This window comes from Pseudomonas sp. TUM25319, assembly GCF_056388475.1.
On the sequence record NZ_CM150751.1, the window covers coordinates 4,572,572 to 4,585,511 of the forward strand.

The following is a 12,940-nucleotide window of genomic DNA, read 5'->3' on the forward strand; positions in this document are numbered from 1 at the left end:
CGGTTATCAGGCCGTGGCGATGGCCGCGCCCTGCTTCGCCGGTTTCTTGCCGACAAAGAACGCCACGATCAGCGCGCCGAGCACACCCAGCCCGCCGGCCAGGGCAAAGCCGCTGCCGTAGGTGCCGGTGGCCTGGATGATGAAGCCGGTAACGGTCGGTGCGACGATCCCGGAAAGGTTCGCCAGACCGTGCATGAAGCCGCCGGCGGTGCCCACCTGATGGTCAGGGACGGCGTCCTGGATCAGCGACCAGTAGGCCGGGGCAGTGAGCATCAGGAAGCCGATGGCGACGGTCATCACCGCGACGGTTTCGGTCACGCCCTGCACCTGGCCGGTCAGGCCGATGCACACCGCCGCGATCAGCAGGCACGTCACCAGCACCACCTTGCGCGAGAACAGTTGCTTGCCGGTGCGCTTGAACACCCAGTCGATCAACAGGCCGCCGCAGACGAAGCCGACGGTACCCACCAGCCACGGCAGCGCGGTGACGATGCTCATGGATTTCAGGTCAATGCCCTTGGCGTCGATCAGGTAGCTGGGGAACCAGGTCATGAAGAAATAGAGGATGTAGTTGTAGCAGAACAGCGAGACACCGGTGACCAGCACCGAACGCTGCAGGATGATCTGCAACACCGGGGTGCGCGGCGCCTGTTCGGCGGTCATCACCGGGGCCTCGCGGCCTTCGTTGATCTCGGCCAGTTCATCGGTCGAAACCTTCGGGTGCTCGTTGGGCGTGGAGGTTGCCAGGCGATACCAGGCGATGGCCCAGAGCACGCCGATCACCGCGATCACCACAAAGGCCACGCGCCAGCCCAGCCACAGGGCCAGGAAGCCGACGATGGGACCGGCCAGAGCGCCGCCCAGCGGGCCGCCGGCCTGGTTGATGCCGATGGCGCGAGCGCGCTCCTTGATCGGGAACCAGCTGTTGACGGTCTTGTTGGCAGTGGTCGAAACCGGGCCTTCACCGACGCCGAACAGGGCGCGGACGATCAGCAGCGACCAGAAGTTGAAGGCCAGCGCGGTGGAACCGCAGAGCACCGACCAGAAGCTCATCGACCAGGTCAGCACGCGCTTGGGCCCGAAGCGGTCGGCCAGGTAGCCGCCGACGAAGCAGAACAGCGCGTAGCCGAAGAAGAAGCTGGAGAAGATCATGCCTTTCTCGGAAGGCGTGAGGTGGTATTCCTGGGTAATGAACGGCATGGCGATGGACAGTGCCGCCCGATCGACATAGTTGATGATCATGGCGATGAACAGCATCGTCAGGATCGTCCAGCGGTAGTTCTTTTTCTTGTTCATGTACGTCTCCGTCCGGCGCCAGTGGCCACCGGATCTTGTTGTTATAGCGCCTGCCCACAGGCAGTGGAACAGGCGCCTTCGGGTTCTAGACGCTGTAATCCACCGCCACCCACTCGAAGTACTGCTTCAAGTCCGCCACCAGGGCCTGGTGGGCGGGGTGTGGCAGGTAACGCTCCACCGCGGCGGCATCGTCGAAGCCCGAGTCGAGGATGTAGTCCCAGCAGATCGGACGATCCAGCTCGTTGGCAGCGACGGTCCAGTCGCGGATGAAGTCGATTTCCCGTTCCAGGTCGCGCATCCGCGTGACCAGGCGCTGTTCCAGCTCCGGCTGGCGCTCGATGCCCGCCAGGCGACGGAACATGACGACGTGTCGCATCATCGCCGCGCCCTCCTCAGCCCAGCACCCAGGCCGGCGCATCCTGCAGCGCCACCGGGCGCAGGAAGCGCTCCAGCGCGGCATAGCCGACCGAGGTGGTTTGCGGGGTGGTGGACGAAGGCCACGGACCGCCATGCTGCTGTGCGTGGCAGACCGCGACACCGGTCGGCACGCCGGCAAACAGCACCCGTCCGGAAATGGCCTGGGCGGCACGCACCAGTTGGCGGTTTTCCTCGCTTGGCTGTTCGGCGCCCCACAGCGTGGTGGTCAGGCTGCCGCCTACTGCTTCCAGGACTTCGATGATCTGCTCGGGAGAACGGGCCGTGACCACCAGTGCGGCCGGACCGAACATTTCCTCGCGCAGGTGCTCATTGGCAATGAACGCAGCGGCATCGGTGGCGAACAACCGGGGCGCCGGGCCAACGCCATCGGCGGCCGGTTCAAATATCACACCGGCATGGCTGGCGACCGTGGCAGCCGCGGCCTCGAAGCCCTTCTGCATGCCGGTGGTGAGCATACGGTGCGTGGCGATCGGTGCAATGGCCTCGGCCAATTGAGCGACGAAACGCTCGCTGTGGGCCGACTCCAGCAACACGATCAGGCCCGGGCTGGTGCAGAACTGGCCGCAACCGAGGGTGATCGAGGCGGCCAGGGTTTTCGCCAGGCCTTCGCTGTCCTGTTCCAGGGCGGCGGGCAGTGCTACCAGGGGGTTGATCGAGCCCAGCTCGCCATAGAACGGCACCGGGCGCGGACGGTCGTTGGCCGCCTGCCACAGGGCCTTGCCGCCTTGATAGGAGCCGGTGAAGGCCACGGCGGCGATCCCCGGATGCTGCACCAGGTAGGTACCGCCAGCGCGGGACGTGTTGTCGACCAAGGTCAGCACGCCTTCCGGCAGGCCCTGCTGACGCACCACGGCCGCCGCCAGTTCGAACACCGCGCGGGACAGTTGCGGGTGACCGGAGTGGGCCTTGACCACCACCGGACAGCCGGCGGCCAGCGCCGACGCGGTGTCGCCGCCCAGCACCGAGAAGGCAAACGGGAAGTTGCTGGCCGAGAACATGGCCACCGGGCCGAGGGCACGCTGCACCCGTACCAGTGCCGGGCGCCCGGCAGGCGGTGCGCCGGCAACGGCTTCACTGATGACCTGGCGGTACGGCACGCCGGCCTCCACTTCGCTGGCAAAGCCGCGCAACTGGAAGGCGGTACGGGCCACTTCGCCGTTGAGACGGCCTTCGCCCAGGCCGCTTTCACGGTCGGCGATGGCTACCAGTTCAGCCTGGTGCTGTTCCAGCCCATCGGCCAGGCCGCGCAGCAGCGCGGCACGTACCGACGCCGGGGACTCGCCCCAGAATCCGGCGGCGGCAACGGCCTTGGCGACGGCCTGGTCGATCAGCGCCAGGCTCGGGTCTTGATGTTCACTCATGACGGGCTCCTTTCAGCGCGCTTCGGGTTCGAGGTGGTAGCCGCGGCCGGTGTAGTCGAAGTCCACCAGCTCATTGATGACCACCTCCTTGTCCGCGGGTGAGGCGTAGTAGGCGCGGATTTCCTTGATCAGGCCGCTCTGTTCGTCGAACACGTACCACTCGTCACCGCGCAGCGCGGTACCCAGCTTGCGTTTCCAGTGGGTCCACTCGATCACCGCTTCGTTGCTGTCGTGGCTGACCAGGATCTTCTCGATGGTCCACTGCGAACCGAGGTTCTCCACACACCAGACCCACTTGCGGGCGATGGTGTCGGCCGTGCGCCATGGCACTTCCGGCAGGCCGGCGGGGAAGTAATGCACGGCGTCCGCAGTGAAGCAGGACACCAGCTTGTCGTAGTCGCCTTCGTTGCAGGCGTCGAAGTAGCGGCGGATGGTTTGCGCATGCTTGTGCTCGGCCACGGCTTAGCCCTCCTGCTTGTCAATGATCGACGGGATTGCCGGGCGGCCGCTGGCGACCCAGGCGTGGTAGTCGGAGACCGACGCCGGGCTCGGCGGGTACACGCCCCACAGCGGCTCGCCGGAGGCGATGCGCATGGCCAGGTAGTTCTCGATATCGTCCTGCACGGTGCAGACCTCGGCCAGTTCTTCGGCCAGGTGCGCCGGGACCACGGTCAGGCCATCGGCATCGCCGACGATGATGTCGCCCGGGTAGACGGCAACGCCGGCACAGCCGATCGGCACCTGCAGGTCGGCGACATGGTGATAGGAAATGCGCGTGGTGGCGGTGATCTCGCGGGCATAGGCCGGCAGGTTCATGGCGGCAATCTCGCTGCCGTCACGCAGGGCGCCGTCAGTCACGATGGCCTTGGCGCCACGGGCCAGCAGGCGGGTCACCAGGATGTTGCCGGCGGAGGCCGCCGCCGGGTCGTTGCGGCTGTCGATCACCAGCACGTCACCGGCCTGCACCTGCTCGACGCCAACCCACTGCAGGTTGTCGTCGTTGGGCTTGGTGGTCATGGTCTGGTAGGTGTCGATGTCTTCACGGGCGGGAATGAACCGCATGGTGAAGGCACGGCCGGCGAACGGCTTGGTGTCACGGGTCATGGCGCGCAGGCCGACCAGCGCCGGCTGGCGGAAACCGCGCTTGAACAGTTGGGTGGTCAGCGAACCGCTGCTGCAGGCGGCCAGCTTCGCCAGGGTTTCGTCGCTGACTTCGACCTTTTTCCCCGAGGCGCTTTCGTGGGCGTCGGAATAGGTGTGGATGACGGACATTCTTGTAGGTTCTCCAGGCGGGATTCATCCGATGGGCGGCCAGACATTCGTCCCACCATGTGGAACAGAAGCCGGTTTCAACCCCCGTTGAGGCCGATTCCATGGGGGAAAATCCCATCGAAAAGGGGCAGAATCGTCAACACTTCCACCGTGTTCCAACTGATGGGAATAACCGATGAAAACAGGTGAAGGCACCGCCGCCCTCGAGAAAGCCCTCGATGTCCTCCAGGCCATTGGCGCCACGCCCACGGGCATCAGCCAGGCGCAACTGGCCCAACGGGTGCCGCTGCCGCGTACCACCCTGTACCGCATCCTCGCCACCCTGGTGGAACGCGGCATGATCCGCCGTGACCCGACGCGCAAGGTCTACCGGCTCGGCTTCAACTACCTGGAAATGGTCCGCAACGCCTACCTGGAACCCGATCTGGTAGCCGCCGCCAGCGAAGAACTGCGGGCCCTGCGCGACCTGACCGGCGAGACCTCCTACCTGGCCGTGCTGGACGGCAACCAGGTGCTGTCGCTGGAGCGCTGCGACGGTGCCCACACCCAGCGTTCGGCAGCCAGCCTCGGCCAGGGCAAGCCGGTGTACTGCACGGGCCAGGGCAAGGCGATCCTGTCGGCGCTGACGGCAACCGCCCGCGATGAAATCCTCAAGGGACTGGTGCTCGAACCGCTGACCCCACTGACCATCACCGACCGCCGCCGGCTACTGGCGGAGCTGCAGATCACCCGCACCCGCGGCTATGCCCTCGACGACGAGGAAATCCGCCTGGGCGTGCGCTGCGTGGCGGCGCCGATCATCGACAAGCAAGGCGTGGTGCGTGGCGCCCTCAGCGTCGCCGGGCCGGCCTATCGGCTGACCCTGGAGCGCCTGACCCTGCTCGGCCCGGAACTGGCGGACGCGGCGCGGCGAGTGGGCGAGCAACTGCGCCCGGAACCGGCGCAGCGACCCTCCGGCACCATGAACGTGGTGCCGGCGCCCTGGGCCTTCCATGGCGCCTTTGCGCGCTGGCATGCCGCCAGCGGCACCCTGTACTGGGCCGACACCCTGGCGCCGGCGATCCACTGCTGGGACGGCCACAGCAGCCGCCTGCTGACCCGCCTGGACATGCCGGTGCGGGCCATGGAGCTGCACCGCGACGGCCTGCTGGTGGCCCAGAGCGGCGGCTGGTCACTGGTGGACTGGCAGGGCCAGGAGCATCCGATGCAGGACCTGCTCGGCAGCCGCCTGCTGGCGCTGGGCAGCCATCCGTCCGGTGGTTTGTGGGCTTGCGCACGCACCGCTGGCGGTTGCCAGATCGGCGAGATGAGCGCCGAAGGCGACCTGCGCCATGGCTGGCACCTCAGCGAGCAGATCAGCAGCTTCCGCTGGGACGCCAGCGGCAGCGCGGTCTACGCCATCGCTCCGGAAACCGGCGATATCCTGCGCCTGCAGCCCGGCAGCAACGCCGTGCGCCGACTCGCCTCTCTGCCCCGTGGCGGCGGCAGCCTCAGCGGCCTGGCGCTGGATGCCCAGGGCGGGGTGTGGACCACTCAACGGGACGGCTGGAGCCTGGCCCGCTTCGATGCCGAGGGCAACCTGGAACGCATGATCGGGCTGCCGGTGCCCTGCCCGACGGACCTGTGCTTTGGCGGGGAGGATCTGCGCACCCTGTTCATCACCAGTGCGCGGCAGGAATTGAAACTGGAAGTGCTCACCAGCGCGCCGGATTCGGGGTGCCTGTTGAGCGTGGAGTGCGAGGTGGCCGGACAGCCTGGGGTGGCGGTCAGCGGGATGTTCTGAACGCGTGCTGGCCTCATCGCCGACAAGGCCGGCTTCCACAGCGGAACATTCCATAAGGCTATTAACAAAGACGAATTCATTATTTCTGGTTCTAACAGGAAATCCGTAGTCTGCGCCCATGGCCCCACGCTGCAGACAAGGAATCCTCCATGAGCCACACCGCCACCGTCATCGACTTCACCCTCCACCGCAAACGCAAGCACGCGCAGCAAACGGGTCGTCTGCTGTGGGCGATGTACGCACAACAGGCCGGCTTCGCCGCGCAACCAGGGAGCGTCGCCCTTTCCGCGTCGAAAGCCCCGCGCCAGGCTTGAGCCATGAATACCCCCAACCGCTTTCTGGCGACCTCGGACGAACCCCAGGTCGCTCTGCCGGAAATCGCCGGGCCCGACGATGACGGGATCGGCCAGCGGGTCGCCAACAACCTGCAACGCCTGCGCGCCAAGCGCCAGTTGTCACTGGACGCCCTGGCCCGCGCCAGCGGGGTCAGCCGGGCAATGCTGGCGCAGATCGAGTCGGGCCGCAGCGTGCCGTCGATCCGCGTGCTGTGCAAGATCGCCCACGGGCTGAAAGTCTCGGTGGCGGCCTTTCTCGAACAGCGCGAATGCGAGGGTGTGACGGTGCTGCCGGCACGCCACAGCAAGCGTCTGGTCAGTGCCAGCGGTGCGTTCGTCAGCCGCGCGCTGTACCCCTACGACACCAGCCATCAGGCGGAATTCTACGAGTTGCGGATCAGTCCGCTGGGAGAGGAACGCTCCGGCGGCCACGGGCCGGGCGTGCGGGAAAACCTGGTGGTGGCCCAGGGTGCGCTGGAGATCAGCGTCAACGAAGAGCGCTTTCTGCTCTCCACCGGCGACTCCATCGTCTTCTACGCCGACCAGCCCCACTGCTACCGCAATCCGGTGGACAGTGAGGCGGTAGCCTATCTGGTGGTGACCCACCCCGAACGCCGCGACTGAACGTCGCGGCGCCGCTGCATCAGCAGGTGCAGCACATCATCGGCATGCCGTTGCAGCTCATCATCATCGGCATGCTGCAGTCGTTCATCATCTTCATCATCAGCATGCAGCAGTTGTTCATCATCTCCATGCTCATGCCCGCCATCGGCATCATCTTGCAGGTCATGCTGTCGGCCATCAGGGTGCATTCCATCATGCACTTCATCATCGGCATCATCTGCATGCCGCCCATCATGCCCATCATCGGCATCATCATGCCCATGGCGGCCTGGGACATGCCCATCATCGACAGGTTGCCGCACTGCATCATCATCGGCATGCCGCAGTTCATCATCATCTGCATCATTTCGGCGCTGTTGCGGAACATCACCATGTCCATGCCGGCGGCAGGTTTCAGGGTGCACATCATGCCGTCGTCGACCATCTTGCAGGTCATGGTCGCCATCATCATCGGCATGCCCATCATTGGCATCATCGGCATGTTGGCGCTCATCGGCATCTGCATTGCGTTCATCATGGTGAAAATCCTCTTCAAATTCGACGATAGGGTGTGGAGTTGATGGCGCCGATTCTAGGGCCCGCCGGCGGCGCGGCAAGATGACAGCCCAGCAGCGGGCGCAGACGCCACAACGGATGGAACCCCTTCAATACACCGCTATCCGACGCAGCAACGACCCAATCGACGCAATGACAGATGCAGCCTCCCTTAAGGCCTTTGAAAGCACGCTATGGATATCGCCAATCGCTCCATGCTCATAACCCAGATGCATATTTGATCTAAGCCGGCCGAAGAAAATTGCCGGCGAGGCCAGTGTCGCGGCACTTCACCCCGCCCCGGATCACCGCTACCCTTGGCGACCGGCCAGCGCCGACCGTTCACCAGCTTTCGGAAACCACTGACACGATGGACATTTCTTCGACTCAACCCGCGCACGGCAGCAAGGACAGCGGCGGGCGCGTACAGGTCATCGACCGCTCGATCGTGCTGTTGCGCACCCTCGCCGGCCTCAAGCATGGCGCCAGTGCCCTGGACCTGGCGCGACACACCGGCATCGAGCGCTCCACCATCCATCGCCTGCTCAAGACCCTGCATTACTGGGGCCTGATCGAATCCCGGGGTGCCACCTACCACATCGGCCCCGAGAGCCTGATCTACTCCGCCGCCTACCTGAACCGCCTGAACCTGCGCCGGCTCGCCCTGCCCTACGCCATCGAACTGCAACGGGTGATCGGCGAAAGCCCGGCGATCGTTTCGCTGTCGGTGCCGGTGGGCGACCAGGTGGTGCTGATCGAACGCATGTGGACCCCAGCCACGCCGCTGAACGTGATCGTCGACCTGGCCGACCAGTTCCCCATCGAAGGCAGCCCCAGCGGCCGCGCCGTGCTGGCGACCTACAGCGAGGCAACCGCATTGGCGGTGCTGGGCGAGGAGCGTTATGCCAAGGCCTTGCCGGCGCTGGAACTGATCCGCAGCCAACAGGATTTCGCCTTCGGCCATGGCGAGTTCAAGCCGGGATTGTCGTCGGTGGCCTTCCCGATCCGCGTCGACAGCGGCCAGGCGCTGGGGGCCGTGGTGGTGGCGGGGTTGGGGATGGAAGACGAGACCCATCCGGGCTCGCCACTAGCGGCGCATGTGCGGCGGGCGTGCGAGGGGATTGCGGCGCAGTTGGGGAATTTGTAGGCCTGAAGAATGGGGCCGCTGACGCGGCCCATCGCTGCCAGACACAAGCCTCAGAGCCAGACAGCGTCCCAATGAGGATAATCCCCGACCCTGGACACCAATCCGGCGCGCACGGGATTGGCAACGATATAGCGCGCAACATCCAGCACATGCTCTTCCCTGCGCAACGCACGGTCATGAAAACCTTGCTGCCACAAGCGCCCGGTTCTTCCGCTGGCCTTGTTGATCAGACAAGTGCTACGACACTTTACCTTCCGCATCAGGGTGCTCAGCGAAACCTGTTCCAGTGCGATCAGCCAGTGCAGATGGTCCGGCATGACAACCCACGCCATCGAGCGGACCATTGAGGTTCGCTCCGCATAGCGCAACTGATCGATCATCAGCCTTGCCAGCGCAAAATTCCTGAAGAGAGGCTCACGCTGGTTCACCGTTGTAGTCAGTAGATACAACTGGCCAGGGATGGAGACCCGCCCCCTGCGCAGCCTGTTGGAAGCTGGACTGTCCATGTCACTCTCCTTGGGAAGAAAAGCTCAAGGTAGAAGCAAAACCGGACACCGACACAACATATGAAAACAGCATGTTTCGGTCGGTCAGGAAAAGCAGGGCCGCTGACGCGGCCCATCGCTGGCAACGCCAGCTCCCACGAGGTCTGGCGGCGCCCACACCCTGTGGGAGCTGGCGTTGCCAGCGATGAGGCCGGAACTGCCAGATACCCGCTCCACAATCATGAGGCCCCCACCCCCAACACCTCCAACAACCGTTTCTTCTGCACCTTCCCATAATGCGAACGCGGCAGTTCCTCGATGAACCACAGCTGCCGCGGCACCTTGTAACGTGACAGCAGCCCGCGACAGTGCTCCGCCAGCGCCTCCAGCGCCACCACCTGCCCCGCCTCCAGTACCACGGCCGCACACACCTGCTCGCCCCACTCCACATCCGCCAGGCCGAACACATGGGCTTCGCGAACTGCCGCATGGCTGAGCAGCGCCTGCTCCACTTCGCCGGGCTGCACCGATTTGCCGCCACTGCGAATGATGTCCTTGCAGCGCCCCAGCACTTCCAGCTGACCATCGGCGCGGATGCGCCCCAGATCGCCACTGCGCAACCAGCCGTCCACCAGCACCTCACCGGTGAGGCCAGGCTGCTGCCAATAACCCGCCATCAATTGCGGTCCGGCCAGCAGGATCTCGCCGATACCCTTGGCGTCGGCGCGATCGATGCGCAGCGCGGCGGCGAACAACGACCGCCCCACCACACCCTCGGCGCTCTCGCCGGCATCCCGCAGCGCCGCCATTGCGGACGCCGGCAGGTAGCAGCTCCACGGGGCCTCGGTCATGCCATAGAGCACGGCGATGCGCCCGCCAAACAGGCTGAAGGAGCCGTCCAGCACCTCGCCGGTGAGGGCCGCCGCACCGATATCCAGGCTCTTGAACCACGGCAGGTCCGCCGCTGCACTGCCGCTCTCGCGCAGCAGGCGCAGCAACTGGGTCGGCACCAATGAGCTGAAGGCGACGCGCCACTGCGCCAGTTGACCGAGGAAGGTCTTGCTGTCGAAGCGACCGCCCAGTACCACCGGGCCACCACTAAGCAGGTGCGCCAGCACCGCCACCGCCGCGATCGGCCACAGCGGCCGCACGTTGAGCAACACATCCCCCGGCAGCGCGCCGCGGGCCATGACGATGTTCTGCAACACCGCGCACAGGCTGGCATGACGGTGCATCACCGCCTTGGGGACACCGGTGGTACCGCCGGTGTAGTTCAGCGAAGCCAGCGACTGCGGCGCCCGTGCAGGACGCGCTGGTAATGGCTCAACCGGCTCCACGGTCAATGCCTCCAGCGCCCGGCAACGCACGCCGTGATCGCCCAGGCCGGCAGCAACGCCGGCGTACTGCGGCGAGAACAGCAACAGCGCCGCGCCGGCATCGCGCAACTGCGCCAGCAGTTCGGCCGGGGACAACGCCGGGTCCAGCGGCACCCGCACGCGACCGCTGGCCATGCAGCCATAATCGGCGATCAGGTAGTCGATCCCGGCATCGGCCAGCAGCGCCACCCGCTCGCCTTCGCCCACGCCCAACCGCTCCAGCGCCTGGCCGAAGGCCGTCAGTGCCTGGTCCAGTTGCCGGAAGGTCAGGCGGCGATCCCGCGCAGGCTCGCTGAGCGCCAGGGCATCCGGCCATTTGCGGGCGGCCTGGTCCAGCAGGGTACTGATATCCATGGCTTACCACCCGCTCAGGACGATACGTCCGCTGACCTGGCGCGACTCCAGCAGCGCATGGGCCTCGCTGACCTGGGGGAACGGCAGCACGCGGTCGATCAACGGCTTCACCTGGCCGCCATGGATCAGCGCCAGGGCCGTGCGCAGTTGCTCCAGGGTCGCACTGCCCGAGCCCTGCACCTTGAGCCGGCGACCGATCAGCAGGCCCGGATTCACCGCCACAGCACCCGGCTGCACATTGCCCAACACCACCACGCGACCACCGAGGGCCATGCTGCGCAAGGTGTCTTCCAGGGTGTGGCCGAGGTTTTCCATGGCCACATCGACGCCGCGTTTGCCGGTGAGTTTCCACACTTCGGCGCTGTAGCCGGCGCTGGCCACCACCACGTCATGGGCACCCAGTTCGTGGAGGAAATCACGCTTGTCGGCGCTGCCGGTGACCGCGATCACCCGCGCGCCCAGGGCACGAGCCAACTGGATCTGATGAGCACCAAGGCCGCCGCTGGCGCCGTTGATCAACACCGTCTCGCCGGGCTGCAGGCCGCCCTCTGCGTACAGCGCGCGCACACTGGTGGCAATCGGGCAGGACGCCAGCGCCGCCAGGCTGTAGTCCAGGCCATCCGGCAATTCCACCGCCGAGATCGCGGGGATCCGCAGGTACTCGGCATAGGCGCCCTCGGTGTCCACCGACGGCAGGCCCAGCGCCCGGCACAGGTCCTGGCGACCGCGCAGGCAATCGCGGCACTGGCCACAGAAGCGTCGCTGATACACCACCACCCGCGCGCCGACCTTCAGTTGCGTCACACCCGCGCCCACTTCGACCACTTCACCGGCCACTTCATGGCCCAGCACCACGCCGGTATGAGCCCCCGGCAGGTGCCCGGCGCGGTGCAGCAGGTCGTGGTGGCAGACGCCTGCGGCCTGCACGCGAACCAGTACCTCACCCAGGCCGGCCGTCGGCGTGGGCACCTCTTGCACCTGCAATTGCTCCGGCCCGCCGAAGGCTTTTAGTACTATCGCTTTCATTTTTTATAACCATTTTCGATTCGCTAAGAAGATGTTCATATAACAAACATATTGTTTGCATTGTGAACATCAATTAAGTTTTCCCCACTTTGACGCCAACCTGCAAGAGGCAAAGCGTCTTTCTTTCTCTCGAGCGAACACGAAGCGATGACAATCGACTACCAGCACCAGGGCGAAGGGGTTTTGCAGATCACCCTGAACCGTCCCGAACGCCTCAATGCCCTCGACGGCCAGGCCAAACGCGACCTGGCCGAGGCCTGGACCCGTGCAGCAGGTGATGAGCAGGTGCGCGCCATCGTTGTGCGCGGCGCCGGCGAGCGGGCGTTCTGCGCAGGTTCGGACCTCAAGGAAATCGAAGCCACCGGCGAAGCGGTCGCCAGCGACCTGCTGGCCCGCGCCCTGCCCGGCGTCGGCCTGGCACTGAACAAACCGGTGGTGGCCGCGTTGCACGGTCACACCCTGGGCCTGGGCATCAGCCTGGCGATCCACTGCGACTTTCGCATCGCCCGCCCCGACACCCGCTTCAGCTTTCCGGAAGTGCGCCACGGCATGCTCTCCGGCTTCAGCGCCATTACCCTGCCGACCCTGATCGGCGAGGCGGCGGCGCTGGACATCATGCTCAGCGCCCGCAGCTTCGACGCCGAAGAAGCGCTGCGCCTGGGGCTGATCAACCGCATCGCCGAAGACCCGCACACCGCCGCCCTGGAGCTGGCGGCGCAACTGGCCGGACATTCGGCCAAGGCCATGGAATGGACCAAGGCCCTGCTCCTGGCGCAGCGCACGCGCCACCTGACACACCACATGGCCCTGGTCGACCAGGCCCGCCAGGACGTCATGCGTTACCGATAACCAGAAACTGCCAACACAACATCGCCTCGCCAGTACTGTCAGGAACACCCACCACCAGGA

14 protein-coding genes are annotated in these 12,940 nt (G+C 65.7%); 5 read left to right on the top strand and 9 right to left on the bottom strand.

The window, feature by feature from the left end:
• Window positions 1–6: 6 nt before the first annotated feature.
• The 5 genes from AC05QJ_RS20810 to AC05QJ_RS20830 form a co-directional block, all read right to left on the bottom strand.
• Window positions 7–1,296: an MFS transporter gene (locus AC05QJ_RS20810; RefSeq protein ID WP_476743166.1), complete on the bottom strand. Its 1,290-nt coding sequence runs from the start codon at window positions 1,294–1,296 to the stop codon at window positions 7–9.
• Between the two features lie 85 nt (window positions 1,297–1,381).
• Window positions 1,382–1,675, bottom strand: coding sequence for a Dabb family protein (locus AC05QJ_RS20815; RefSeq protein WP_476743167.1), 294 nt, complete (start codon window positions 1,673–1,675; stop codon window positions 1,382–1,384).
• 13 nt (window positions 1,676–1,688) lie between these two features.
• Window positions 1,689–3,095 (bottom strand): aldehyde dehydrogenase (NADP(+)), encoded by a 1,407-nt coding sequence (locus tag AC05QJ_RS20820; RefSeq protein ID WP_476743168.1) that lies wholly within the window; start codon window positions 3,093–3,095, stop codon window positions 1,689–1,691.
• A gap of 12 nt (window positions 3,096–3,107) precedes the next feature.
• Window positions 3,108–3,554: a nuclear transport factor 2 family protein gene (locus AC05QJ_RS20825; protein ID WP_476743169.1), complete on the bottom strand. Its 447-nt coding sequence runs from the start codon at window positions 3,552–3,554 to the stop codon at window positions 3,108–3,110.
• Window positions 3,555–3,557: 3 nt separating this feature from the next.
• Window positions 3,558–4,367, bottom strand: a complete 810-nt coding sequence (locus AC05QJ_RS20830; protein ID WP_476743170.1) for an RraA family protein — start codon at window positions 4,365–4,367, stop codon at window positions 3,558–3,560.
• A gap of 175 nt (window positions 4,368–4,542) precedes the next feature.
• Here AC05QJ_RS20830 and AC05QJ_RS20835 point away from each other — a divergent pair, with 175 nt between their 5' ends.
• From AC05QJ_RS20835 to AC05QJ_RS20845, 3 genes are all read left to right on the top strand, one after another.
• Entirely contained in the window at window positions 4,543–6,150 is a 1,608-nt protein-coding gene (locus AC05QJ_RS20835) for an IclR family transcriptional regulator domain-containing protein (RefSeq protein ID WP_476743171.1), read from the top strand.
• 149 nt (window positions 6,151–6,299) lie between these two features.
• The gene (locus tag AC05QJ_RS20840) at window positions 6,300–6,464 is read left to right on the top strand and encodes a hypothetical protein (protein ID WP_476743172.1); all 165 of its coding nucleotides are present in this window, start codon (window positions 6,300–6,302) and stop codon (window positions 6,462–6,464) included.
• A 3-nt stretch (window positions 6,465–6,467) separates the two neighbouring features.
• Complete coding sequence (locus tag AC05QJ_RS20845) at window positions 6,468–7,109, top strand: helix-turn-helix domain-containing protein (protein ID WP_476743173.1); 642 nt, start codon at window positions 6,468–6,470, stop codon at window positions 7,107–7,109.
• Window positions 7,110–7,128: 19 nt separating this feature from the next.
• On the opposite strand, the gene AC05QJ_RS20850 is transcribed toward AC05QJ_RS20845, so the two are convergent.
• Window positions 7,129–7,626, bottom strand: coding sequence for a hypothetical protein (locus AC05QJ_RS20850; RefSeq protein ID WP_476743174.1), 498 nt, complete (start codon window positions 7,624–7,626; stop codon window positions 7,129–7,131).
• Window positions 7,627–8,013: 387 nt separating this feature from the next.
• Here AC05QJ_RS20850 and AC05QJ_RS20855 point away from each other — a divergent pair, with 387 nt between their 5' ends.
• Window positions 8,014–8,790, top strand: a complete 777-nt coding sequence (locus AC05QJ_RS20855) for an IclR family transcriptional regulator (RefSeq protein ID WP_476743175.1) — start codon at window positions 8,014–8,016, stop codon at window positions 8,788–8,790.
• A gap of 50 nt (window positions 8,791–8,840) precedes the next feature.
• Here the strand turns inward: AC05QJ_RS20855 and AC05QJ_RS20860 are convergent, their stop codons facing one another.
• From AC05QJ_RS20860 to AC05QJ_RS20870, 3 genes are all read right to left on the bottom strand, one after another.
• Window positions 8,841–9,296, bottom strand: a complete 456-nt coding sequence (locus tag AC05QJ_RS20860) for an REP-associated tyrosine transposase (RefSeq protein ID WP_476743176.1) — start codon at window positions 9,294–9,296, stop codon at window positions 8,841–8,843.
• Window positions 9,297–9,514: 218 nt separating this feature from the next.
• Window positions 9,515–11,005, bottom strand: a complete 1,491-nt coding sequence (locus tag AC05QJ_RS20865) for a class I adenylate-forming enzyme family protein (protein WP_476743177.1) — start codon at window positions 11,003–11,005, stop codon at window positions 9,515–9,517.
• A gap of 3 nt (window positions 11,006–11,008) precedes the next feature.
• A complete protein-coding gene (locus tag AC05QJ_RS20870) occupies window positions 11,009–12,031 on the bottom strand; it encodes an alcohol dehydrogenase catalytic domain-containing protein (protein ID WP_476743178.1) in 1,023 nt (340 codons plus the stop codon).
• Window positions 12,032–12,178: 147 nt separating this feature from the next.
• Here AC05QJ_RS20870 and AC05QJ_RS20875 point away from each other — a divergent pair, with 147 nt between their 5' ends.
• Window positions 12,179–12,880 carry an enoyl-CoA hydratase/isomerase family protein gene (locus tag AC05QJ_RS20875; protein WP_476743179.1) on the top strand — a complete coding sequence of 234 codons (702 nt, stop codon included), beginning with the start codon at window positions 12,179–12,181 and terminating at the stop codon, window positions 12,878–12,880.
• Window positions 12,881–12,940 lie beyond the last annotated feature (60 nt).